The organism is Micromonospora sp. LA-10, assembly GCF_051853095.1.
In the GTDB taxonomy this organism is placed as follows: domain Bacteria; phylum Actinomycetota; class Actinomycetes; order Mycobacteriales; family Micromonosporaceae; genus Micromonospora; species Micromonospora echinospora_A.
Genome location: NZ_CP195710.1, coordinates 4,457,407 through 4,479,303 on the forward strand (window position 1 = coordinate 4,457,407; position 21,897 = coordinate 4,479,303).

The window sequence follows — 21,897 nt, forward strand, 5'->3', positions numbered from 1 at the left end:
CCGATCGCCACCTTGCCGCCGCGCGGCGCGGCGAACCTGTCGGCGTGGCTACTTCAGCTCGACCAGGCGGGCGAGGTAGGTGGTGTCGCCGACGTTCGTCAGCATGTGCACCGCGCCCGGATCCCGGTAGACGACGCCGCCGGTCGGCTCGTCGGCGTCGATGGTGGCGCCGTCGATCGTCTGCACGACGTTCTTCGCGCCCTGGATCGCCACCACCAGGTACGGGTGGTCGTGGCGGTGCAGCGGCTGCCGCTCACCCGGCTCCAGCCGGATGTGCCAGACGCGTACCCGGTCGTTCTCGTACACGATCTCCTGGCCCACCGGGCCGAGTTCGAGGTCGGCGGAGAGTTCGGTCATCGTGGTCCGTCCAGTTGGGGGAGCACCTCGGCGGCGATGAGCTCCACGTGGTCGAGGTCGTCGAAGTCGATCAGGCGCAGGTGGACCCGGGTGGCCCCGATCGCGGCGAACTCGCCGATCCGGTCGACGAGCTGCGCGGGGGAGCCGACCACCGGGTCCTCCGGCGGCAGCGCGCTGGTGACGTGCAGCGGCGCGGCCCGGCGCTGCGCCTCGGCGTCGGTGCGCCCGATGGCCACCACGATGCCGGCGGAGAGCGTCAGCGGGGCCCGGCCGGAGGCGTCCCGGCCGGTGCGGTCGCACGCCTCCCGGACCCGGTCGTAGGCGGTGGCGGTCTCGGCCACGCTCTTGAACGGCATGTTGAACTCGTCGGCGTAGCGGGCGGCCAGCTCGGGCGTGCGCTTCGGTCCCCGGCCGCCGACGATCACCGGCGGCCCGGGCTGCTGCACCGGCTTGGGCAGCGCCGGCGCGTCGGCCAGCCGGTAGTGCTCACCGGTGAAGCTGTACGTCTCGTCGGCCGGGGTGCGCCACAGGCCGGTGACGATCTCCAGCTGCTCGGCGAGCCGGTCGAAGCGCTCGGCGACCGGCGGGAACGGGATGCCGTACGCGGTGTGCTCACGCTCGTACCAGCCGGCGCCGATGCCCAGCTCGACGCGTCCGCCGCTCATCCGGTCGACCTGGGTGACCATGACCGCCAGCGGCCCGGGGAGCCGGAACGTGGCGGACGTGACGAGCGTGCCGAGCCGGATCCGGGAGGTCTCCCGGGCCAGCGCGGCGAGCGTCAGCCAGGCGTCGGTGGGGCCGGGCAGCGCCGGCTCGTCCCCCATGGCCCGGTAGTGGTCGGCCCGGAAGAAGCCCTCGAAGCCGGTCTCCTCGACCAGCCGGGCGAACCGGAGCTGGTCGTCGTAGTCCGCTCCGCGGTGGGGTTCGGTGAAGACCGAGACCCGCATGGTCACCGTCCTCCCGCCGCCGCGGTCCGCGGCGGCGTCTCGGCCGACGCGGCCGGCGGCTGCGCCGGTCCGGTCGGCGCGGGCGCGCCCAGGGCGTCCCGCTCCATCAGCAGTTCGTGCAGCTCGGCGCTGATCCGCGCGACGTCGGCCAGATGTGCGTGCCGGCCGAGGGTGCGGGGCCGGGGGACGTTCACCTCGACCACCTCGCGGATGCGGCCGGGGCGCGGGCTGAGCACGACGACCCGGTCGGCGAGCAGCACCGCCTCGTCGATCGAGTGGGTGACGAAGACGATCGTGGCCTTCGTCTCCATGTGCACCCGCTGGAGTTCGCCGGACAGCTCCTCGCGGGTGAGCGCGTCGAGCGCGGAGAACGGCTCGTCCATGAGCATCACCCGGGGTGAGCCGATGAGCGACCGGCAGAGCGAGACGCGCTGCTGCATGCCGCCGGACAGCTCATGCGGGAGCCGCTTCTCGAAGCCGCCCAGCCCGGCCATCTCCAGCAGTTGGCGGGCGCGGTCGCGGTGCTCGGCACGGCGCCAGCCGAAGATCTCCACCGGCAGCAGCACGTTGTCCAGCACCGTGCGCCAGGGCAGCAGGGCCGGCCGCTGGAACAGCATGGCCACGTCCCGGCGGGGCTTCGTGATCGGTGTGCCGGCCACTGTGATCTCACCGCCGCTGACCGGGAGCAGGCCGGCGATCATGCGCAGCAGGGTGGACTTGCCGCAGCCGGACCGGCCGAGCACGGCGACGAACTCACCCTCGGCGACGTCGAGGTCGATGCCGCGCAGCGCCTCCACCTGCCCGGACCGGCCGTCGAAGGTGCGGGACACTCCGGACAGTCGGATCATCTCGCCGGCTCCTTCCACGTCGTCGGGCGAATGCGAGCCGGGCTAGCGTAGCGGGGGAGGTGCGTATAGCACTGTCTGGGGTGGACGTCAGTCCACTTTCCGTCACGCAACTTCGTTTCCGTTCCGCAACCGGGACGGAGGGGGCGCACCATCCGCCTTCTCGTACGCTGTTGCGCGCGAAGAGTCCCCTCACGACGGTCCAGTCGGCCCAACCCCTCCTGCCGACCCCGTCGGACCCACGACCCGACCGGCGAAGAAGTCCTGGTCGGAAAGGACATGGTGCACTGATGAGAAGGCTGACCCGTACGGTCGCCGCCGCGGCTCTGGCTACCGCCCTCGCCCTCGTGGGCGGCTGCAGCAGCGACTCGGACAAGTCCGAGAGCGGCGGCGGCAACGGCGGCGCGCTGGAAAAGGTGACGTACCTCACCTCGTTCGGCAACTTCGGCCGTGACTCCTACGCCTGGGTGGCGAAGGACAAGGGCTTCTTCAAGGAGGCCGGCTTCGACGTCGACATCAAGCCCGGCCAGGGCACCGGCTCCGTCATCCAGACCATCACCGGCGGCCAGGCCCAGTTCGGCCCGATCGACCTGACCGGTGGCATCCTCCAGCTCGGCAACGGCCAGGCGAAGGACTTCGTGGCGGTGGCCGCGATCCAGCAGCGCACCATGGCCGCGATCGTCACGGTCGAGGGCAAGAACATCGCCACCCCGAAGGACCTGGAGGGCAAGAAGCTCGCCGACACTCCCAGCTCCGTCGTGCGTAACCTGTTCCCCACGTACGCGCGGCTCGCCGGCATCGACGGCAGCAAGGTGACCTGGGTCAACGGTGAGGCGCAGAGCCTGATGCCGATGCTCGGCTCCGGCTCGGTGGACGGCATCGGCCAGTTCGTCGTCGGCCAGCCGACGGTGGAGACGGTGACCAAGAAGAAGCCGGTCGTCCTGCCGTACAGCAACGTGATGCAGGACCTCTACGGCAACGCGCTGATCACCTCCACCAAGCTCGCCAAGGAGAAGCCGGAGATGGTGAAGAAGTTCACCGCCGCGCTGCTCAAGGGCCTGGAGTACTCGCTGGCCAACCCGGACGAGGCCGCCGAGATCCTGAAGAAGAACGTGCCGGCCGCCGTCCCGGCCGCCGCCTCCGCCGAGCTTCAGCTGATGGCCGCGTACGTCCGGTCGAGCAACTCCGGCACCGCGATCGGCACGCTGGACAGCGGCCGGGTGGCCAAGAGCATCGCCCTGCTGAAGGGCGCGGGCGCGCTCAAGCAGGACCTCACCCCGGACCAGATCATCGACTTCAACCTCGCGCCGAAGGCCTGACCGGTCCGCTCGGGCCAACGGGGGTGCGACCCGCCGGACACCCGGTGGGGCGCACCCCCTTCCCGTGCCGGTCGCACCGACCGGCGCAGAGAGGAGGACACGTTGACACAGTTGACCGAGGCCCGGCCGGAGGCGCCGCAGCCGCGCCCGGCGGTCCGGCGCGGTTTCGCCGTACGTCCGGCCGCGGTCGGGCTGCCGGCGCTCGGCCTGGTGATCGCGGTGGCCACCTGGTGGCTGGTCACCTCGGGGCTGAACCTGGTGCACCCGGCCGCGCTGCCGCCGCCGCAGGCGGTGGGGGAGTCCCTCGCGAACGCCACCGACGTGCTGCTGCCCGCGTTGGGCATCACCACCTGGATGACGCTGCTCGGCTTCCTGCTCTCGTCGGCCGCCGGGGTGCTGATCGGGATGGCGCTGGCCGCCTCCCGCCGGGTGGAGCGGATGTTCGCGCCGCTGCTGGTGGCCGTGAACGCGGTCCCGAAGATCGCGTTCGGGCCGCTGCTGGTGGTGGCCGTCGGCTGGGGTCAGAAACCGATCCTGACCATGGTGTTCCTGCTCTGCTTCTTCCCGATCGTGCTCTCCACCGCCACCGGCCTGACCACCACCCCGGCGGACCTGGCGGAGCTGGGCCGGTCGCTGAACGCCTCGTGGTGGCAGTCGTTCCGCAAGGTGCGCTTCCCGTCCGCGTTGCCGCAGATCTTCGTCGGGCTCAAGGTGGCCATGCCGCTGGCCGCGATCGGCGCGGTGATCGGGGAGTTCTACTCGGATCGTCCCGGCCTGGGTTACCAGATCCTGCAGTACAACGGCGTCGGCGACACCGCCACCGCCTGGGCCGCGATCGTGCTGGTGGCCCTGATGAGCATCGTGCTCTACGCCGCTCTGAGCCTCATCGAGCGCCTGGCCCTGCCCTGGGTGCGAGCCACCACCTCAGCCCGCTGACCACAACCAGGTAACCCGACGTCGACCGAGAACCCAGAAGGAAACCTCAACCCACGGGTCGCGGCCGACCACGAAAGGTGTCGCCCCCGGCGCAACCGGCGGAGGGATCAAGCCTGACCGCCCGGAGCCGGTTGTGCCGGGGGCGACACCCCCACAGTGACTAGCCGGCGAGCCGCCAACGACCACCACGAGCCACGAGCGTCGTCAACGCCTGCGGCATCAACCCGGAGTGGTTGTCCGGCGTCATCCGGATCGGCCCGGACAGCCCGTCCAGCTGCGAGGTCTCCAGCACGTCGCGCAGCGCGTCCCGGTCGACCTTGCCCGCTTCGCCGCCGGAGCGCAGCTCGGCGTCGGCGATCAGCTGGACCGCGTCCGCGGCGAACGAGGAGAAGCCGTTGTAGCCGCCGAACCGGGCGGTGTAGTCCTGGAACCACTGCCGGCGTGCGGCCTTCGCCGGGGTGGTAGCGATCACGTCGTCGATCACCATGGTCTGGGTGAAGATCAGCGTGGCCTCTTCGGTGGAGCGGGCCGCCGGGCCCAGGAAGAGGTCGCCGGCGGCCGCGGCGTCGAAGAACAGCGACCCGCGGAACTTGCTCTGCCGGGCCGTGGTGGCGGCCAGCGTCGCCTGCTCCGGCGTGGTCCAGAGGATCAGGGCCTGCGGCTTGTCGGCGATCAGGTCATTGACCTGCGTGCCGACCTCGGTGTCGGTGAGCCGCACCGATTCGTTGCCCACCATCCGCACAGTGGTCTTTTCCAGTTCCCGCTGCAGCGCGGTGAGCCCTTCCTGGCCGTAGCCGTCGGCGCTGTGCAGCAGCGCGACCTTGCGGATGTTGCGCCGCTCCAGTTCGGTGGCGAGCGCGGCGGCGCTGTCGGCGGCGTTCGGGGCGAGCCTGAAGACATATCGTCGTTGGTCCACCGGTTCGGTGACCGCGCTCGACGAGGCCAGTGCGATCGTCGGAATGCGCTTCTCGCCGATGGTGCGGGCCGCGCCGACGGCGCATTCGTTGCAGCCGCCCATGATGACGGCGCTGACCCGTGAGTCGCCGCTGAAATCATTGATGTTCCGCAAGGATTCCGCCGCGTCGGAGCGGTTGTCCTTGACCTTCAGTTCGATCTTCCGGCCGCCGAGCGCGCCGGACGAGTTCAACTGCTCGACCTTCAGTTCCAGCGCCCGCTGGTACACCTTGCCGACCGGCGCCGACGCGCCGGAGAGTTCCAGGTCGGCGGCGATGACGATGGGGCTGGTGTCCTGCGGTTCCCCGCCGATCCCGCAGCCGGTGAGCGTGGTGGCCAGCACGGCCGATGCGAGCGCCGCGACGCTCGCGGAGCGGATGGGGCTCAACTCAGTCCTCCAGGTGCGGCGCGGGCCGACGCCCGATCACCGCCGCTAGTCCGTCCTCAGTGGAGGAACGGGATTGGTGTGCCGTACGGTGTGCGCGAAGCCTGCAAAACCTTGCCAATGCCGGGGCCTGTGGTCAAGCCGGGATCTCGAGTGCTGTTTCGGGACAGCCATCCCACATGCTGGGGACACGGAACATTAACTGACAATTACTGCACAGAAGCGCGTGACCACTCTGGAGTGACATCCCCTGATCAGGGGGTTGGAGAAAAGAAGGTATTAGGTGATCGGATCACGGGTTGCGTCGACCCCGACCGTTTCCTGCCTCCGTGCGGCTTCCCAAACACGATCTCGTCTGATGAAATCGCGGCCGTGCCGCGCGCGGCGCTGGCCGCTGCACCAGGCACGGGTCAGCGGGTCGCGCGTGGAAGAAACGACGGAGGCGATGTCGTGAGCACCGGACCTACGACCCTGCCCGGGAGCCCCAACGCCGATCAGCGGAACCGGCGACGGCGCCTGCCGAGGCTGCGCGACGCGCGGATCCGCTCGAAACTCGCCCTCATCCTGGTCGTTCCGGTCGCGGCTGTCATCGCACTGGCAACTATCCGACTCGTCTCGGTGGGCCAGGGCGCGTACGAGGCGGACCGGGTCCGGTCGCTGACGGCGGTGTCGGTCGACATCTCGGCGCTCACCCAGGACCTCCACAAGGAGCGGATGGCGGCGGCGGTCTTCCTGGCCCAGCCGGACCAGAAGCCGGACGCGTACAACCTGCGGGTGCGCCAGACCGACGAGCGCATCGCGGCGTACCAGGACGAGCGGCGCCGGCTCGGTGACGTGCCGGGCGCGGTCAGCACCCAGCTCAAGGTCATCGACGCCCACCTGTCCACGTTGAACGGCACGCGCCAGGAGGTGCTGGACCGGTCGCAGATGCCGGTCGCCGAGGCCAGCCTGCGCTACGGCATCGTCCTGGACGACCTGGTCGCGTACAGCGACGCGCTGGCCCAGCAGCCGGGCGCGGAAAGCCTGGCCGACGCCCGCCGCGCGGTGGCCGCGTTCGCCCACGCCAAGGCCCAGGTGGCCGAGGAGCAGGCGGTCGCCTTCACCGCGCTCGGCGCCGGCCGGATCGACGAGGAGCAGTTCTCCTCCTTCGTCGCCACCCTGACCGGTCAGCAGGAGGCGCTGCTCACCTTCTCCCGGTCCGCGACGCCGGCCCAGCGGGCCCTGGTGGACCGCACCGTCTCCGGCGACGCCGTCCAGCTCGCCGACCGGGTCGCCGCCGACCTGTCCCGCTCGGTCGGGCGCCCCGCGCTCGTCACCCGGCAGGAGGCGGCCGACGCCATCGGCGCTGTTGACGAGCTGATGCGGTGGGCGGAGATCCAGCTCCTGGACGACCTGCTCGCCGACGCCGACGAGGTACGCGCCGACGTGATCCGGCAGGCGGTCGTGGAGGGCCTGCTGGTGCTGATCACGCTGGCCGTCGCGGTGTCGCTCGCCGTGGTGCTCGCCCGGTCGCTGAACGACTCGCTGCGCCGGCTGCGTGAGGGCGCGCTCGCGGTGGCGAACCACGACCTGCCGGACGCGGTGAGCCGGCTGCAGAACATCAACGCCATCGGCGACGGCGGCGTGGACGAGATCGTCCAGCAGGTCCGGGACCCGATCAAGCTGACCAACCGCGACGAGGTCGGCCAGGTCGCAGTCGCCTTCAACGTGGTCCACCGGGAGGCGGTGCGGGTGGCGGCCGAACAGGCCGCGCTGCGTACGAGCGTCTCGGCGATGTTCCTCAACCTGGCCCGCCGCTCGCAGAGCCTGGTCGACCGCATGATCGGCGAGCTCGACGCGATCGAGCGGTCCGAGGAGGACCCGAAGCGGCTGGCGCAGCTGTTCGAGCTGGACCACCTGGCCACCCGGATGCGCCGCAACGACGAGAACCTGCTGGTGCTCGCCGGCGCCGACTCGGCGGTGCCGCGTCGCGACGACGCGCTCCTTGTCGACGTGCTGCGCGCCGCGCAGTCCGAGGTGGAGCTCTACAACCGGATCGAGTTCGGCACCGTCGACACGGACATCTCGGTGGCCGCCCACGCCGTCAACGACGTCGTCCGGCTGGTCGCGGAGCTGCTCGACAACGCCACCCGCTTCTCGCCGCCTAACACCTCGGTGGTGGCCGACGGCCGCCGGATCCGCGACTACGTGCTGATCCAGATCGAGGACCGGGGCCTGGGCCTCAGCGACGAGCAGCTCGACTCGCTCAACCGGCGCTTGGCCGCGCCGCCGACCGTCGACGTGGCCGCGTTCCGGCTGATGGGTCTGGCCGTGGTGAGCCGGCTCGCCTCCCGGTACGGGATCCGGGTCGAGCTGCGCCGCAACGTCGAGGGCGGCACCGTCGCCCAGGTCACGCTGCCGAACTCGACTGTGGTGCTGCCCGCCAACCGGGGCCAGGCCCCGTTGACCCGGCCGCGTCAGCCGCTGGCCGTCGAGCAGTCGCCGCTGAGCCAGGCCGGCGTCGCCGACGCGCTCGCCGGCGCCGGGCGGGGCGCTGCCACCGCGACGCTCGCCGACGGGTGGCGCGGAGCGACCACCGCCCCGCCCACCAGGTGGCAGACGCCCGCCGAGGTGCGTGACACCACTCCCGCCGTCCAGTTCGGCGGGGCGACCGGCACGCTGCCGGCGGCCCCGGTGACCGCGGCGGCCCCGGCCGCGCCGGCCCCGGTCTCCGGAGCGGGCTGGTCGGCCGGCGGGCCGACGGTGGCGTACCCCGCGCTCGACCCGCTGCCCAAGCGCTCGCCCGGCACCGAAACCGCGCAGCCGGTGGCGCCTCCGGCCTACCAGCCGCTCGCCGCGGCGCCGGCGGTGGAGACCACCCCGGCGACGCCCGTGGTGGCCCGTCCCGAGCAGCGGGCCGAGGCCCCGATATTCCGGGAGATGGAGGCGGTCTGGTTCCGCTCGCACGGAGAGGACGAGACCACCATCTTCACCCGGCCCACCTTCGACGAGCCGCCCGCGCCGGCCCAGCCGGCCGTGCCGCCGCCCACGGCGTCGACACGTCCGCCGCTGCCCACCCGTACCCCGGGCGCGCAGGCATCGGGGCTGACCACGCCGGCCGCGTACAACGCACCGGCCGTGCCGTCCGCGCCACCCGCGGCCGCCGCCCCGTCGTTCCCGCCGGCCGCGTCGCCGCCACCGGCCGCCCCGGCGCCACCACCCGCCGCCGAACCCGCACCCGCCATCGACCCGAGCGCCTGGCGTACGGCGGCCGACGAGGGCTGGACGCGGGCCAGCCAGGCCGCGGAGCCCACCACCGGCGGCACCACCCGTTCGGGCCTGCCCAAGCGGGTGCCGCAGGCCCAGCTCGTGCCCGGCGGGATCGAGCCGAAGAGCGGCCGGGACCGCAGCCGGCGCACGCCGGACGAGGTACGGGGGCTGCTCTCCGCCTACCACCGTGGCGTCCAGCGGGGCCGTACGGCCGGCGCCGACCCGAACAGCACCTCGACCAAGGAGACGAACCGATGAACAGGCCGGCGGCCATGCAGGACATGGGTTGGCTTCTCACCAACTTCGCCGACAGCGTGGCGGGCATCGCCCACGTGGTGGCGGTCTCCGCGGACGGGTTGCTGCTCGCCTCCTCCCGGGACCTGCCCGGGGACCGGGCCGACCAGCTCGCCGCGATCACCTCCGGCGTGGTGAGCCTGACCGAGGGCGCGGCGCGGATGTTCAGCGCCGGCGGGGTGTTGCAGACCGTGATCGAGATGGACAGCGGCTACCTGTTCCTGATGTCCATCAGCGACGGCTCCTCGATGGCCGTGCTCGCGGCGCGCAGTTGCGACGTGGGCCAGGTCGGCTACGAGATGGCGTTGCTTGTGGAACGGGTCGGCCAGGCGCTGGTCCCGCTGCCGAGGGACGCCGTCCGGTCCTGACCGGGCCGCCGACATGAGCCGGAGCCGCTGCGCTCCGTACGAGGGGAGGTGATCGCGAGATGGAACCGCGACGTGATCCGCGTGGCGCGCTGGTGCGACCGTACGCGGTCACCCGGGGCCGCACCGAGCCGTTGCAGAACATCGCGCTCGAGGCGGTGCTGTCGAGCACGCCCACGCAGTCGGCCGAGGCGCGGTTCGCCGGGCACGACAAGTACCGCATCTCCTCGGTCTGTGAAGGCCGGGCACAGTCGCTGGCGGAAATCGCCGCTTACACCCGGATGCCGCTGGGCGTCACCCGGGTGCTGGTCGCCGACATGGTGGCCGAGGGCCTGCTGACGCTACACACTGCCGCTCCCGCGACGGGTTTCGCGGCGCGGATGAACCTGCTTGGAAGGGTGCTAAGTGGACTTCGCGAACTATGACCCCGACGGGGTGAACCGCGGCCGGGAGATCATCTCCGCGAAGATCGTGATCGCGGGCGGCTTCGGCGTGGGCAAGACCACCCTGGTCGGGGCGATCTCCGAGATCCAGCCGCTGACCACCGAGGCGCTGATGACCGCGGCCGGCGTGGGCATCGACGACGCGTCGAAGGTACCGGGCAAGGAGACCACCACGGTCGCCATGGACTTCGGCCGTATCACAATGGCCGAGGACCTGATCCTCTACCTGTTCGGCACACCGGGCCAGACCCGCTTCTGGTTCATGTGGGACGAGATCATCCGGGGCGCGGTGGGCGCGGCGGTGCTGGTGGACACCCGCCGGATCACCGACGCGTTCGCGCCGCTGGACTACTTCGAGAACCGCAAACTGCCGTACGTCGTGGCGTTGAACCGCTTCGAAGACGCGCCGCACTACGAGCTGGAGGAGGTCCGGGAGGCGCTCGCCATCTCCCCGGACGTGCCGATGGTCCTGTGCGACGCGCGCCGGCGGGACTCGGTCAAGCAGGTGCTGGTGACTGTGGTCGAGCACGCGATGCTCCGCCTCCAGGCCGAGCACGGCTACCCGGCCTCGGTCGGCTGACCGCCTGCGGGTCAGTCGACCCGCAGGCGGTACCCCCGCTTGACGACTGTCTGCACCACGCGGGGCGCCTTCAGCCCGACCCGCAGCCGGGCGACAGCCATCTCCACCGCGTGCTCGTCCGCTCCGCGCGGCAGCGTACGCAGCAGCGCGGTGCGGGAGAGCACCTTGCCGGGTGACGCGGCGAGCGCGCGCAGCACGGCCATCGGGGCCGGCGCGAGCTGGCGCAGTTCCCCGTCCACCACCGCGGCGTGGCCGCGCAGCGTCAGCACGTGCCCGGCGGCCTTCACCGAGACCGTGCGCCGGGGCAGCTCCTCGACGATGGTGCGGACCAGCGCGCCCAGCCGCGCCCGGCTCGGCGCGCTCACCGGCACCCCGCGCCGCACCAGCGGCTCGGCGGTGACGGTGCCCACGCACCCGGCCAGCACGTCGCCGCGCAGCGCCTCCAGCACCGTCTCGGTACGGTCCCCGGCCGCGCGCAGCAGGGCCTCGGCCGCCGGGGCCGAGGTGAACGTGACAGCGTCCACGAGCCGCCCGGCGACCAGGTCGATGAGCCGGTGCAGCGGCGCCGGGTCGGCCGGCGGCGCCCACCGGTAGACCGGCACCTCGATGACCGTGGCCCCGGCCGCCACCAGCGCGTCGGTGCACTCGGGTTGCCGCTCGCCGTGCAGTTGCATCGCCACCACCTGGCCGGCCACGCCGCGCGAGACCAGGTGCTCCACCACCTCGTCGCAGCTCTCCGATCCCGGCGACCAGTGCTCGCGCAGCCCGGCGGCGCGGATCGCCCCGGTCGCCTTGGGTCCCCGGGACACCACGTACGCGCGGGCGAGCGTGGCGCGCAGCGGCTCGGCCAGCCCCCAGCCCTCGGCCGCCTCCAGCCAGCCCCGCATGCCGATGCCGGTGTTGGCCATCAGCACGTCCGGCGGATGTTCCAGGCAGGCCCGGGTGGCCTCACGCAGGTCGGTGTCGTCGGCGAGCGGGACGATCCGCAGCGCCGGGGCGAGCACCACCCGCGCGCCGCGCCGCTGGAGCAGGGCGGCCAGCTCGTCGCGCCGCCGGTCCGCGGTGACCCCGATGGTGAAACCGGCCAGCTCGTCCCGCATCACTGCTCCTGCCGTAACCGCACCTCGACCTGGCCGTCCCGGCAGCGCACCCGGTGCCGCGTCAACGTCACGCCGGGCAGGTCCAGGCACCGCCCGGTGGCGAGGTCGTAGACCTGCTTGTGCAGCGGCGAGGAGAGCGTCGGCACGCCGCCCCGGCTGCCCACGAGACCGCGGGACATGACGTACGCGCCGCCGACCGGGTCGAGGTTGTCCACCGCGTACAGCCCGCTCGTGGTGCGGAAGACAGCCACCTGTACGCCGTCGACGAGCGCGGCCACGCCCCGGTCGAGGTCGAGCCGGTCCAGCGGGCAGACCGGCGTCCAGTCCAGCGTGACGACGGGGCTCATCGGCGTACCTCCGGCAGTCCGAGCACGACGGGTTGACGGCGGTGCCCGGCGTCGCGGGCCGGCACCGGCTGGCCCCGCTCCCGGGTGAACGAGATGGACGGGTCGGGTACGCCGGGCGCGTTGATGAACGAGGTGAAGCGGCGCAGCCGCTCCGGGTCCTCCAGCACGTCGCGCCACTCGTCGGAGTAGCTCGTGACGTGCCGGGCCATGGCCGCGTCGAGGTCGGCGCAGAGGCCGAGCGAGTCGTCCACGAGCACCGCCCGGAGGTGGTCCAGGCCGCCGTCCATCGCCTCGATCCAGGCGGCGGTGCGCTGCAAGCGGTCGGCGGTGCGGATGTAGTACATGAGGAACCTGTCGATCATCGTGACCAGCTCGGCGGTGCTCAGGTCGGTGGCGAACAGGTCGGCGTGCCGGGGCCGGAAGCCGCCGTTGCCGCCGACGTACAGGTTCCAGCCGCCCTCGGTGGCGATGACACCGAAGTCCTTGCTCCGGGCCTCGGCGCACTCCCGGGCGCAGCCGGAGACCGCCGACTTGAGCTTGTGCGGCGCGCGCAGCCCCCGGTAGCGCAGCTCCAGCGCGATCGCAAGCCCGACCGAGTCCTGGACGCCGTAGCGGCACCAGGTGTCGCCGACGCAGGACTTCACGGTGCGCAGCGCCTTGCCGTAGGCGTGGCCCGACTCGAAGCCCGCGTCGACGAGCCGGCGCCAGATCTGCGGCAACTGGTCGACCCGCGCGCCGAACAGGTCGATCCGCTGCCCGCCGGTGATCTTCGTGTAGAGCTGGAAGTCGCGGGCCACCTCGCCGATCGCGATCAGCTTCTCCGGGGTGATCTCCCCGCCGGGAATCCGGGGCACCACCGAGTAGCTGCCGTCGCGTTGCAGGTTGGCCAGGAAGTGGTCGTTCGTGTCCTGCAGCGACGCCTGCTCGCCGTCGAGCACGTGGCCGGCGCCGAGCGAGGCCAGGATGGAGGCCACCACCGGCTTGCAGATGTCGCAGCCGCTCCCGCGCCCGTGCTCGGCGACGAGCCGGGAGAACGTGCCGATGCCGCGCACCCGGATCAGGTCGAACAGCTCCTGCCGGCTGAGGTCGAAGTGCTCGCACAACGCGGTGGACTGGCGCACCCCGGCGGCGTCCAGCAGCTGCTTGAGCATCGGCACGCAGGAACCGCAGCTCGTACCGGCCCGGGTGCACGCCTTCAACGCCGGCACGTCGGTCGCCCCGCCGGCGATCGCCGCGTCCAGGTCGCCCCGGGTCACCGCGTTGCAGGAGCAGACCTGCGCGGCGGCCGGCAGCGCGCCCGCGCCGGCGCCCGCGCCGCCGGCCGGCGCCAGCAGCGCCAGCGGGGGAGCGGGCAGCGGCCCGCCGACACTGGCCCGCAACGTCGGGTACGCGCTCGCGTCCCCGACCAGCACGCCGCCGAGCAGCGTCCGCGCGTCGTCGGACAGGACCAGCTTCGCGTACGCGCGGGTGGCCGGGTCGGTGAACGTCACGTCCAGGCAGCCGGGGGTGACGCCGTGCGCGTCACCGAACGAGGCCACGTCCACGCCGAGCAGTTTGAGCTTCGTCGCGGTGTCCGCGCCGGGGAACGTGGCCGCGCCGCCGAGCAGCCGGTCCGCGACCACTTCGGCGGTGGCGTACCCGGGCGCGACCAGCCCGTGGCAGACCCCGTCCACCGCGGCGCACTCGCCGACCGCCCAGATCCGCTCGTCGGCGGTGCGGCAGGAAGCGTCCACCAGCACGCCCCCGCGCGGGCCCAGCGGCAGCCCGGCCGCCCGGGCCAGCTCGTCGCGCGGCCGGATCCCGGCGGCCACCACCACCAGTTCCGCGTCGACGGTGCGCCCGTCGGCCAGGTCGAGCGCGGCCACCGTGCCGTCCGGCCCGGGGCGCAGCGCCGTGGTGGCCACCCCGAGGTACGGCGTGACGCCCAGCTCCTCGACGTAGCGGCGGAGCATCGCCCCGCCCGCCTCGTCCACCTGCACCGGCATCAGCCGGGGCGCGAACTCGACCACGCTCGTGGTGAGCCCGAGCAGCCGCAACGCGTTCGCCGCCTCCAGCCCGAGCAGCCCACCGCCGATCACCGCGCCGGTACGCCGCCCACGGGCGTGCTCCCGGATCGCGGTCAGGTCGTCCAGCGTCCGGTAGACGAAGACGCCCGGCAGATCAGTGCCGTCGACCGGAGGCACGAACGCGTACGAGCCGGTGGCCAGCACCAGCGCGTCGTACGGGTACTCCCCGGCCGCCGTGGTCACCACGCGCCGTGCCCGGTCGACGCCGGTGGCCGGCTCGCCCAGCCGCAGGTCTACTCCGTCGTCGGGGGTGTGCACGGTCAGCTCGTCGGCGTCCACCCCGTCGAAGACGGCCGAGAGCCGCACCCGGTCGTACGCCGGACGCCCCTCCTCGGCCAGCACCGTGACCCGCCACCGCCCGCCGGTGTCCCGGGCCCGCAGCGCCTCGACGAAGCGCTGCCCCACCATGCCGTTCCCGACGACGACCAGCTCACTCATGACGCCACTCCGCTTCGCTGCGTGGCGCCATGAGGCACCTCCGCGCTGAGCCTGCTGATTCGCTCGCTTCGCTCACTCATGACGCCACCTCCACCGTCTCGCGTACCTCGTCGGTTGCCTGCGGGTCGGCCTCGGCGAGCCAGGCGGCGATGCCGGCAACCGCGTCCCGGCAGCCGCCGCAGCCGGTGGCGGCCCGGGTCGCCGCGGACAGCGCCGCCGCCGTCCGGGCGCCCTCCCGCCAGCACGCCACCAGCGCGCCCTTGGTCACGTCGTTGCACCGGCACACGGTCGCGGCGTCCGGCATCAGCGCCGGGGACGCGGCCGGCCCGGACGGCGTCTCGCCGAACGCGCGGCCGAGCAGCAGCGAACGCCGGTCCGCGGGCACCGGCGCGCCCCTGTCGAACAGCTGCACCACGGTGCCGACCGCCGGGTTGTCGCCCAGCAGGATCGCGCCGGTCAGCCGCTCGTCCCGGATGCGCAACCGGGCGTAGGTGCCCCGGGCCGGGTCGGCGAAGGTCAGCTCCTCGACCGGGCCGCCCGGGTCGCCGGTCCCGGCCACGTCACCCATCGCGGCCAGGTCGATGCCGGCCGCCTTGAGCCGGGTCACCGCCGGCCGGGGCCGGTAGCGGGCCAGCGGATCCGCGCCGGTCAGCACGTCGGCCACCACCCGGGCCTGCGCCCAGGCCGGCGCCACAAGCCCGGTCAGCGTCCCGTCGTGCTGCGCGCAGTCGCCGATGGCGGAGATCCGCCGGTCGCTCGTCCGCATCCGGTCGTCCACCACCACGCCCCGCTCGACGGCGAGCCCGGCGGACGCGGCGAGCGCGGTGTCGGGGCGTACCCCGCAGCAGAGCACCAGCAGGTCGGCGTCGAGCGGTTCGGCGTCGCCCAGGTGCAGGCGGACGCCGTAGGCGTCGGCGGTCACGGCGGTGGCCGCCGCCCCGAGCCGGGACCGGACGCCCAGTCCGGCGAGCGTGCCCGCGAGGACCGCGCCGGCCGACGGGTCGAGCTGGCGTTCCATCAGGTGCCCGACCGGGTGGACCACAGTCACGTCGAGACCCCGCGCGGCGAGCCCCCGGGCCGCCTCCAGGCCCAGCAGCCCGCCGCCGAGCACCGTCACGCGGCGCGCGCCCTCGGCGGCGGCGAGGATCCGCCGGCAGTCACCGAGCGTGCGGAACGGGACGACCCGATCGGGCAGCGGCGTGAGGCCCGGCAGTGGCGGCACGACGGCCCGGCTGCCGGTGGCGAGCACCAGGTGGTCGTACCCGTGCCGGCCGCCGTCGGCGGTGACCACCTCCCGGGCGGCCCGGTCCACGGCGGTGACCGCCGCGCCGGTGCGCACCTCGACGCCCGGCCCGACCGCTTCGACCAGCTCCACGTCCGGCTCGCCGATGCGCCCGGCGAGCAGCGTGGAGAGCATGATCCGGTTGTACGCGCGGTGCGGCTCCGCCCCGAGCACTGTGATCCGCCGGTCCCCGCCGCGTGCGTGCAGCTCGGCGGCGAGCCGGGCGCCGGCCATGCCGTAGCCGACGACGACGAAGCGTTCGTTCATGCCGGCTCCACCCGGACCGCGCAGATCTTGAACTCGGGCATACCGGAGACCGGGTCGAGGGCGTCGTTGGTGACCGAGTTGGCGCGTTGCGCTCCGGGCCAATGGAACGGCGCGAAGACGGTGTCCGGCCGGATCGCCGTGCTGAGCCGGGCCGGCGCCAGCAGCTCGCCCCGGCGGGAGACCACACGTACCGGCGCTCCCTCGGTCACGCCGAGCCGGGCCGCCAGGTCCGGGTGCAGCTCGACGAACCCGCCCGGCGCGGCCCGGCGCAACGCGGCCACCCGCCGGGTCTGCGCGCCGGACTGGTACTGGGCCAGCACCCGGCCGGTGGTGAAGTGCAGCGGGTAGTCGGCGCACACCGGCTCGGCGGCCGGCCGGTGGGTCACGGCGTGGAACCGGGCCCGGCCGTCCGGGGTGGGGAAGCGGTCGGCGAAGAGTCGGGGGGTGTCCGGGCCGTCCCGGTCCGGGCAGGGCCAGAAGACGCCGGTGTCGGTGTCGATCCGGTCCCAGGTGATCCCGGCGTAGTCGGCCGGCCCGCCGGCCGAGGCCCGGCCCAGCTCCGCGAACACCTCACGCGGGTCGGTCGGCAGTGGCGCGCCGTCGGTCAGCCGTCCGGCGAGCGCGGCGAGGATCTCCAGCTCGGTACGGACCCCGGCCGGTGGCTCACGCAGCGCCCGGCGGCGCAGCACGCGGCCCTCCAGGTTGGTCATCGTGCCGTCCTCCTCGGCCCACTGGGCGACCGGCAGCACCACGTCGGCCAGCTCGGCCGTCTCGGAGCGGACGAAGTCCGCCACCACGAGCAGGTCCAGGTCGCGCAGCCGGGACTCGACCCGCGCCGCGCGGGGCGCGGACACGACCGGGTTGGAGCCGAACACCAGCAGCGCCCGCGCGCCCGCCGGCGTGCCCAGCGCGTCCAGGAGCTGGTACGCCGGCACGCCCGGCCCGGGCAGCGTGTCCGGGTCGACGCCCCACACGCCGGCCACGTGCTCGCGGGCCGCCGGGTCGTCGATCCGCCGGTAGCCGGGCAACTGGTCGGCCTTCTGCCCGTGTTCCCGGCCGCCCTGCCCGTTGCCCTGCCCGGTCAGGCAGCCGTAGCCGGAGCCGGGGCGACCCTGCAGGCCCAGGGCGAGCGCCAGGTTGATGAAGGCGGTGACCGTGTCCACGCCCTTGGCGTGCTGCTCGGCGCCCCGCGCGGTGAGAATGATCGCCCGGTCCACTGTGGCCAGCGCGCGTGCGGTCGCGTACAGGTCGGCGACCGGCACGCCGGAGAGCCGTTCCACCTCCGCGGGCCAGTAGCCGGCGACCGTCCGCCGGACCTCGTCGAAGCCGGTGGTCCGCTCCGCGACGTAGGTCCGGTCCAGCCAGCCCTCGGTGAGCGCGATGTGCAGCAGCGCGTTCGCCACCGCGAGATCGGTGCCGGGCAGCGGTTGCAGGTGCAGGTCGGCCTGGCGGGCGGTGGCCGTGGCCCGAGGGTCGACAACGATCAGGCGGCCGCCGCGATCCCGCTGGTCGGTGACGTGCCGCATCAGCGGCGGCATGGTCTCGGCCGGGTTCGCGCCGACGAGCAGCAGCGTGTCCGCGCGGCCGAGGTCGGCGAGCGGGAACGGCAGCCCTCTGTCGATCCCGAACGCCCGGTTGCCGGCCGCGGCGGCCGAGGACATGCACCAGCGTCCGTTGTAGTCGATGTGCCGGGTCCGCAGCGTCACCCGGGCGAAGCGGCCCAGCGCGTACGCCTTCTCGTTAGTCAGCCCGCCGCCGCCGAAGACGGCCACCGCGTCCGGCCCGTGGCGGTGCTGCACGTCCTGCACCCCGGCGGCGACGCGGTCGAGCGCTTCGTCCCAGCTCGCCGGGCGTAGCTCGCCGCCGGGCCGGTCGCGCAGCAGCGGGGTGGTGAGCCGGTCCGGGTGGTCGAGCAGGTCAGCGGCGGTCCAGCCCTTCTGGCACAGCCCGCCCCGGTTGGTGGGGAAGTCCCGGGCGCCGACCTCGACGCCGTCGCCGGTGGCGCGCAGCAGCATCCCGCACTGCAGGGCGCAGTACGGGCAGTGCGTGGCGACCTGTTCGGGGCGTGAACCCCTTCGCGTCGCCGTGCGTGCACCGTCTGTCATGTCGGAAAAGCGTGCCGTCGGGCAGTTTCCGGTCCGGGTCTGCTCTGTTTCGGTCCTGTCACGAGCGCTTCACACCGCACGCAGGTGACGGAGTCGTCCGTGGGGTTTAGAATGTGGGACAACAATCTCATATATTAGGAGGCGACATGAGCGTGGCGGACGCGTTCGACGCGGTGGCCGGCAGCTACGACCAGGCCCGACGCCGCCTGGTGCCCTGCTTCGACGCCTTCTACGGCGCCGCCGTCGAGGTGGCCGCGCCGCCACTGCGGGCCGCGCTCGCCGCCGGGCGTACCCCCGAGGTGCTGGACCTGGGCGCGGGCACCGGCCTGCTGTCCCTGCTGCTGACCGCGGCCGTCCCCGGCGTACGCCTGACGCTCGTCGACGGCGCCCCCGGCATGCTCGCGGTGGCCGCCGGACACCTGACAGAACGCGGCGTGGCGCACCGCACCGTGCACGCCGACCTGGCCGACCCGCTGCCCGCCGGCCGGTACGACGCGGTGGTCTCCGCGCTGGCCATCCACCACCTCGACGACTCCGGCAAGCGGGCGCTGTACAAGCGGGCGGCGGACGCGCTGGCGCCGGGCGGGGTGTTCGTCAACGCCGAGCAGGTGGCCGGGCCCACCCCGGCGCTGGACCGCCGCTACGACGAGGTGTGGACGGCGCGCATCACCGAACTGGGCTCCGACGCCGAGGAGATCGCCGGCGCCCGGGAGCGGATGCGGCACGACCGGCCGGCCACGGTGGCCGACCAGTGCCGGTGGCTGGCCGAGGCGGGCCTGGTGGACGTGGACTGCTTCTTCAAGGAGTGGCGCTTCGCCGTCTTCGGCGGCGCCCGTCCGTGATCGAAGGTGTCCGATTGCCTGGTCGGCGCGAACGAGGATGACTACTGGTCATACCGCTGGGTAGTCTTCCCGGTATGACCGCCAAGGTGACACTGTCGTTCTCCGAAGAGACGATCGAGGAGGCGCGCCGGTTCGCCAAGCGGGAAGGGCTCTCCCTCTCCGCCTGGATGGACCAGGCCGCCCGGGAGAAGGCGCTGCGTGAGGTCTTCACCGCGCACGCCGACGCGGTGGGCCGCGCCGGTCTCGACCTGGAAGCCGCCGCCCTGGCCGACGCCCAGGAGGTCGCGCTCGTCGACGACGCCCTGTTCGGCGGGCGTCCGCGTGCTGCGTAGGGGTGAGGTCTGGCGCATCTCCGGCGCCCGGGAGCGGTTCGGTCTGGTGATCAGCTCCGACGTCTACAACGCCACGGCGGTACCCATCGTGATCGTGGCCGAGGTGGTCGAGGAGTCGCTGCTGCGCGACTCGCCGCTGGCCGTGCGGATGGGCGCGTACGTGGTGATGCCCGACCGGATCTCCTCACCGATGAAGAAGTGGTTCGCCGAGTGCGTGGACGTGGCCGACACCGAGACCATGCAGCGGGTCGGCCGGGCCCTGCGGATCCTCCAGGAGCTGTGACCGCCTCACCGGCGCCGTCGGGCGGACGTGCGATCTCCGTTGCCGCGCCGACGCGAGCGGGGCACGCCGGGGAAACCACCGGCTGAGAGCGTCGCCTCGTCATCGACGAGGAGGAGTCGCCCGTGAGCACGCTCGTTTCCGCACCGACCTCGCCGCCGGCCACCACCGCCGGGCGGCTCACCGAATGGCGGCCGGAGGACCCGGCGTTCTGGGCCGCCGGGGGCGCCCGGATCGCCCGGCGCAACCTGTACGTGTCGATTTTCGCCGAGCACGTCGGCTTCTCCGTGTGGAGCCTCTGGTCGGTGACGGTGCTGTTCCTGGGCCCCGAGTACGGCATCGACCCGGCCGGGAAGTTCCTGCTCACCGCCGTACCGGCCGCGCTGGGCGCGGTGCTGCGGCTGCCGTACACGTTGGCGGTGGCCCGCTTCGGCGGCCGGAACTGGACCATCGTGAGCGCGTTGCTGCTGCTGGTGCCGGCGGTGCCGATGGCGCTGCTGATCGAGCCCGGGGTGTCGTACGCCACGCTGATGGTGCTGGCCTGCCTGTCCGGCGTCGGCGGCGGCAACTTCGCCTCCTCGATGGCGAACATCAACCTGTTCTTCCCGGAGCGGCTCAAGGGCCGGGCGCTGGGGCTCAACGCCGGTGGCGGCAACCTGGGCGTACCGGCTGTGCAACTGGTCGGCTTGGCGGTGCTGGCGACCGCCGGCGCCGCGTACCCCCGGCTGGTGCCGGCGGTCTACCTGCCGCTGATCGTGCTGGCCGCGCTGGCCGCGGCCCGCTGGCTGGACAACGTGCCGGGGGCCCGCAACGAGCCGGGCGCGCTGCGCGCGGCGGCCCGCGACCCGCACACCTGGGTGATGTCGCTGCTCTACGTGGGCACGTTCGGCTCGTTCATCGGATTCGGCTTCGCTTTCGGCCAGGTGCTCCAGCTCCAGTTCCACGACCGCTTCCCGACGCCCGTCGACGCGGCCTGGCTGACCTTCCTCGGCCCGCTGATCGGCTCGCTGATCCGGCCGGTGGGCGGTCAGCTCGCCGACCGGCTGGGCGGTGCGCGGGTGACGTTCTGGAACTTCGTGGCGATGGCCGCCGGTGCCGGGCTGGTGCTGTACGCGGCCCGGGACCGGTCGTTCCCGCTCTACCTGGCCGGGTTCCTGGCGCTGTTCGTCTTCTCCGGCATCGGCAACGGCTCGACGTACAAGATGATCCCGGCGATCTTCCGGGCCCGGGCCGTCGCGGAGAGCGAGCTGACCGGCGACCCGGAGGCGGCGCAGCGGCGGGCCCGGCGCCTGTCCGGGGCGGTGATCGGGATCGCCGGCGCGGTCGGGGCCTCGGGCGGGGTGCTGGTGAACGTGGCGTTCCGGCAGTCGTTCCTGACCTCCGGCACGGCTGATGCCGCCTACCTGGCATTCATCGCCTGGTACGCGCTCTGCTTCCTGGTGACCTGGGTGGTCTACCTGCGTCCCGGACCGCGTACGCTGGTCGGCGTGTGAGCTGCGCCATGGCGAACGCGCAGGCCACGCGGGGTGCGACCCCGTTTTGACCTGCCGCAGGGCGGCCGGGTATCGTTGCCTGCTGTTGTACGACATTCTTAGGCGTGCCGCATCAGGTACGCTTGGTCGTTCGTGCGCGCTGGTCCGGCTGGGTACTCCTGGTCACCTCGGCGCGCGACCCCAGACCGACGACGAGACAAGGTAGACCTGTGCGTACGTACAGCCCGAAGCCGGGTGAGATCGAGCGTCAGTGGCACGTCATCGACGCCTCTGATGTCGTGCTGGGCCGCCTGGCGACCCACGCCGCCACGCTCCTGCGTGGCAAGCACAAGCCGACTTTCGCGCCGCACGTCGACACGGGCGACTTTGTCGTCATCGTGAACGCGGGCAAGGTCGCGCTGACCGGCAACAAGCGCCAGACCAAGGTTGCTTACCGCCACTCCGGTTACCCGGGTGGTCTGAAGCGGGTCGGCTACGACGAGCTGCTCACCAAGCGGCCCGAGCGGGCCATCGAGCTGGCCGTGAAGGGCATGCTCCCGCACAACAAGCTGGGCCGTCAGCTTCTCAAGAAGCTGAAGGTCTACGCCGGTGCCGAGCACCCGCACACCGCGCAGCAGCCGGTGCCGTTCGAGATCAAGCAGATCGCGCAGTGAGCGCGGGCGAAGGAAGCA

The 21,897-nt window shown here is 73.0% G+C and carries 20 protein-coding genes; 11 read left to right on the plus strand and 9 right to left on the minus strand.

Annotation, left to right across the window (positions count from 1 at the left end; translation table 11 throughout):
* Positions 1 to 48: 48 nt before the first annotated feature.
* From ACSDG8_RS21145 to ACSDG8_RS21155, 3 genes are read right to left on the minus strand one after another with little or no spacing between them, the layout of a single operon-like run.
* Entirely contained in the window at positions 49 to 357 is a 309-nt protein-coding gene (locus ACSDG8_RS21145) for a cupin (RefSeq protein ID WP_073828925.1), read from the minus strand.
* Entirely contained in the window at positions 354 to 1,304 is a 951-nt protein-coding gene (locus ACSDG8_RS21150) for an LLM class F420-dependent oxidoreductase (RefSeq protein ID WP_210900253.1), read from the minus strand. Before ACSDG8_RS21150 ends, ACSDG8_RS21145 begins: the two co-directional genes overlap by 4 nt.
* 2 nt (positions 1,305 to 1,306) lie before the next feature.
* Positions 1,307 to 2,152, minus strand: coding sequence for an ABC transporter ATP-binding protein (locus ACSDG8_RS21155; protein ID WP_247679708.1), 846 nt, complete (start codon positions 2,150 to 2,152; stop codon positions 1,307 to 1,309).
* A gap of 287 nt (positions 2,153 to 2,439) precedes the next feature.
* Here ACSDG8_RS21155 and ACSDG8_RS21160 point away from each other — a divergent pair, with 287 nt between their 5' ends.
* The gene (locus ACSDG8_RS21160; protein ID WP_210900250.1) at positions 2,440 to 3,468 is read left to right on the plus strand and encodes an ABC transporter substrate-binding protein; all 1,029 of its coding nucleotides are present in this window, start codon (positions 2,440 to 2,442) and stop codon (positions 3,466 to 3,468) included.
* Between the two features lie 102 nt (positions 3,469 to 3,570).
* A complete protein-coding gene (locus tag ACSDG8_RS21165) occupies positions 3,571 to 4,404 on the plus strand; it encodes an ABC transporter permease (protein ID WP_210900247.1) in 834 nt (277 codons plus the stop codon).
* A 160-nt stretch (positions 4,405 to 4,564) separates the two neighbouring features.
* Here ACSDG8_RS21165 and ACSDG8_RS21170 read toward each other — a convergent pair whose 3' ends face one another.
* Complete coding sequence (locus tag ACSDG8_RS21170) at positions 4,565 to 5,746, minus strand: ABC transporter substrate-binding protein (protein WP_210900244.1); 1,182 nt, start codon at positions 5,744 to 5,746, stop codon at positions 4,565 to 4,567.
* A 447-nt stretch (positions 5,747 to 6,193) separates the two neighbouring features.
* Here ACSDG8_RS21170 and ACSDG8_RS21175 point away from each other — a divergent pair, with 447 nt between their 5' ends.
* Genes ACSDG8_RS21175 through ACSDG8_RS21190 form a run of 4 tightly spaced genes read left to right on the plus strand, consistent with a single transcriptional unit; the run spans position 6,194 to position 10,674 of the window.
* Positions 6,194 to 9,250 (plus strand): sensor histidine kinase, encoded by a 3,057-nt coding sequence (locus ACSDG8_RS21175; RefSeq protein ID WP_210942524.1) that lies wholly within the window; start codon positions 6,194 to 6,196, stop codon positions 9,248 to 9,250.
* On the plus strand, positions 9,247 to 9,654 hold the full coding sequence (locus ACSDG8_RS21180) for a roadblock/LC7 domain-containing protein (protein WP_013288588.1): 408 nt from the start codon (positions 9,247 to 9,249) through the stop codon (positions 9,652 to 9,654). Before ACSDG8_RS21175 ends, ACSDG8_RS21180 begins: the two co-directional genes overlap by 4 nt.
* A gap of 59 nt (positions 9,655 to 9,713) precedes the next feature.
* Entirely contained in the window at positions 9,714 to 10,076 is a 363-nt protein-coding gene (locus ACSDG8_RS21185) for a DUF742 domain-containing protein (protein ID WP_030501578.1), read from the plus strand.
* Positions 10,057 to 10,674, plus strand: a complete 618-nt coding sequence (locus tag ACSDG8_RS21190) for a GTP-binding protein (RefSeq protein WP_116508677.1) — start codon at positions 10,057 to 10,059, stop codon at positions 10,672 to 10,674. Before ACSDG8_RS21185 ends, ACSDG8_RS21190 begins: the two co-directional genes overlap by 20 nt.
* 11 nt (positions 10,675 to 10,685) lie before the next feature.
* On the opposite strand, the gene ACSDG8_RS21195 is transcribed toward ACSDG8_RS21190, so the two are convergent.
* The 5 genes from ACSDG8_RS21195 to ACSDG8_RS21215 form a co-directional block, all read right to left on the minus strand.
* Entirely contained in the window at positions 10,686 to 11,774 is a 1,089-nt protein-coding gene (locus ACSDG8_RS21195; RefSeq protein WP_210900238.1) for a uroporphyrinogen-III synthase, read from the minus strand.
* Positions 11,774 to 12,121, minus strand: coding sequence for a nitrite reductase small subunit NirD (gene nirD / locus ACSDG8_RS21200; protein ID WP_210900235.1), 348 nt, complete (start codon positions 12,119 to 12,121; stop codon positions 11,774 to 11,776). Before nirD ends, ACSDG8_RS21195 begins: the two co-directional genes overlap by 1 nt.
* Positions 12,118 to 14,625: a nitrite reductase large subunit NirB gene (gene nirB, locus ACSDG8_RS21205; protein WP_210900232.1), complete on the minus strand. Its 2,508-nt coding sequence runs from the start codon at positions 14,623 to 14,625 to the stop codon at positions 12,118 to 12,120. The genes nirD and nirB overlap by 4 nt, the downstream gene beginning before the upstream one ends.
* A 76-nt stretch (positions 14,626 to 14,701) precedes the next feature.
* Entirely contained in the window at positions 14,702 to 16,174 is a 1,473-nt protein-coding gene (locus ACSDG8_RS21210; RefSeq protein ID WP_210900229.1) for an FAD-dependent oxidoreductase, read from the minus strand.
* On the minus strand, positions 16,171 to 18,279 hold the full coding sequence (locus ACSDG8_RS21215) for a molybdopterin oxidoreductase family protein (RefSeq protein ID WP_210900227.1): 2,109 nt from the start codon (positions 18,277 to 18,279) through the stop codon (positions 16,171 to 16,173). The genes ACSDG8_RS21210 and ACSDG8_RS21215 overlap by 4 nt, the downstream gene beginning before the upstream one ends.
* A gap of 146 nt (positions 18,280 to 18,425) precedes the next feature.
* On the opposite strand from ACSDG8_RS21215, the gene ACSDG8_RS21220 reads away from it, so the two are divergent.
* The 5 genes from ACSDG8_RS21220 to rplM all read left to right on the plus strand — a co-directional run bounded on the left by ACSDG8_RS21220 (position 18,426) and on the right by rplM (position 21,879).
* Complete coding sequence (locus ACSDG8_RS21220) at positions 18,426 to 19,121, plus strand: class I SAM-dependent methyltransferase (protein ID WP_439427170.1); 696 nt, start codon at positions 18,426 to 18,428, stop codon at positions 19,119 to 19,121.
* Positions 19,122 to 19,195: 74 nt separating this feature from the next.
* Positions 19,196 to 19,453, plus strand: a complete 258-nt coding sequence (locus ACSDG8_RS21225) for a DUF6364 family protein (RefSeq protein ID WP_210896448.1) — start codon at positions 19,196 to 19,198, stop codon at positions 19,451 to 19,453.
* Complete coding sequence (locus ACSDG8_RS21230) at positions 19,443 to 19,736, plus strand: type II toxin-antitoxin system PemK/MazF family toxin (protein WP_210896446.1); 294 nt, start codon at positions 19,443 to 19,445, stop codon at positions 19,734 to 19,736. The genes ACSDG8_RS21225 and ACSDG8_RS21230 overlap by 11 nt, the downstream gene beginning before the upstream one ends.
* Before the next feature lie 122 nt (positions 19,737 to 19,858).
* Positions 19,859 to 21,226, plus strand: a complete 1,368-nt coding sequence (locus ACSDG8_RS21235) for an MFS transporter (protein WP_210896444.1) — start codon at positions 19,859 to 19,861, stop codon at positions 21,224 to 21,226.
* Positions 21,227 to 21,435: 209 nt separating this feature from the next.
* Positions 21,436 to 21,879, plus strand: coding sequence for a 50S ribosomal protein L13 (gene rplM, locus ACSDG8_RS21240; RefSeq protein WP_013288574.1), 444 nt, complete (start codon positions 21,436 to 21,438; stop codon positions 21,877 to 21,879).
* Positions 21,880 to 21,897: the final 18 nt, after the last annotated feature.

What these genes read in the sequence shown, in the direction of transcription:
- ACSDG8_RS21145 (WP_073828925.1), bottom strand. Translation starts at nt 357, where the DNA reads ATGACCGAACTCTCCGCCGACCTCGAACTCGGCCCGGTGGGCCAGGAG.
- ACSDG8_RS21150 (WP_210900253.1), bottom strand. Translation starts at nt 1,304, where the DNA reads ATGCGGGTCTCGGTCTTCACCGAACCCCACCGCGGAGCGGACTACGAC.
- ACSDG8_RS21155 (WP_247679708.1), bottom strand. Translation starts at nt 2,152, where the DNA reads ATGATCCGACTGTCCGGAGTGTCCCGCACCTTCGACGGCCGGTCCGGG.
- ACSDG8_RS21160 (WP_210900250.1), top strand. Translation starts at nt 2,440, where the DNA reads ATGAGAAGGCTGACCCGTACGGTCGCCGCCGCGGCTCTGGCTACCGCC.
- ACSDG8_RS21180 (WP_013288588.1), top strand. Translation starts at nt 9,247, where the DNA reads ATGAACAGGCCGGCGGCCATGCAGGACATGGGTTGGCTTCTCACCAAC.
- ACSDG8_RS21185 (WP_030501578.1), top strand. Translation starts at nt 9,714, where the DNA reads ATGGAACCGCGACGTGATCCGCGTGGCGCGCTGGTGCGACCGTACGCG.
- ACSDG8_RS21195 (WP_210900238.1), bottom strand. Translation starts at nt 11,774, where the DNA reads ATGCGGGACGAGCTGGCCGGTTTCACCATCGGGGTCACCGCGGACCGG.
- nirD (WP_210900235.1), bottom strand. Translation starts at nt 12,121, where the DNA reads ATGAGCCCCGTCGTCACGCTGGACTGGACGCCGGTCTGCCCGCTGGAC.
- nirB (WP_210900232.1), bottom strand. Translation starts at nt 14,625, where the DNA reads ATGAGTGAGCTGGTCGTCGTCGGGAACGGCATGGTGGGGCAGCGCTTC.
- ACSDG8_RS21210 (WP_210900229.1), bottom strand. Translation starts at nt 16,174, where the DNA reads ATGAACGAACGCTTCGTCGTCGTCGGCTACGGCATGGCCGGCGCCCGG.
- ACSDG8_RS21215 (WP_210900227.1), bottom strand. Translation starts at nt 18,279, where the DNA reads ATGACAGACGGTGCACGCACGGCGACGCGAAGGGGTTCACGCCCCGAA.
- ACSDG8_RS21220 (WP_439427170.1), top strand. Translation starts at nt 18,426, where the DNA reads ATGAGCGTGGCGGACGCGTTCGACGCGGTGGCCGGCAGCTACGACCAG.
- ACSDG8_RS21225 (WP_210896448.1), top strand. Translation starts at nt 19,196, where the DNA reads ATGACCGCCAAGGTGACACTGTCGTTCTCCGAAGAGACGATCGAGGAG.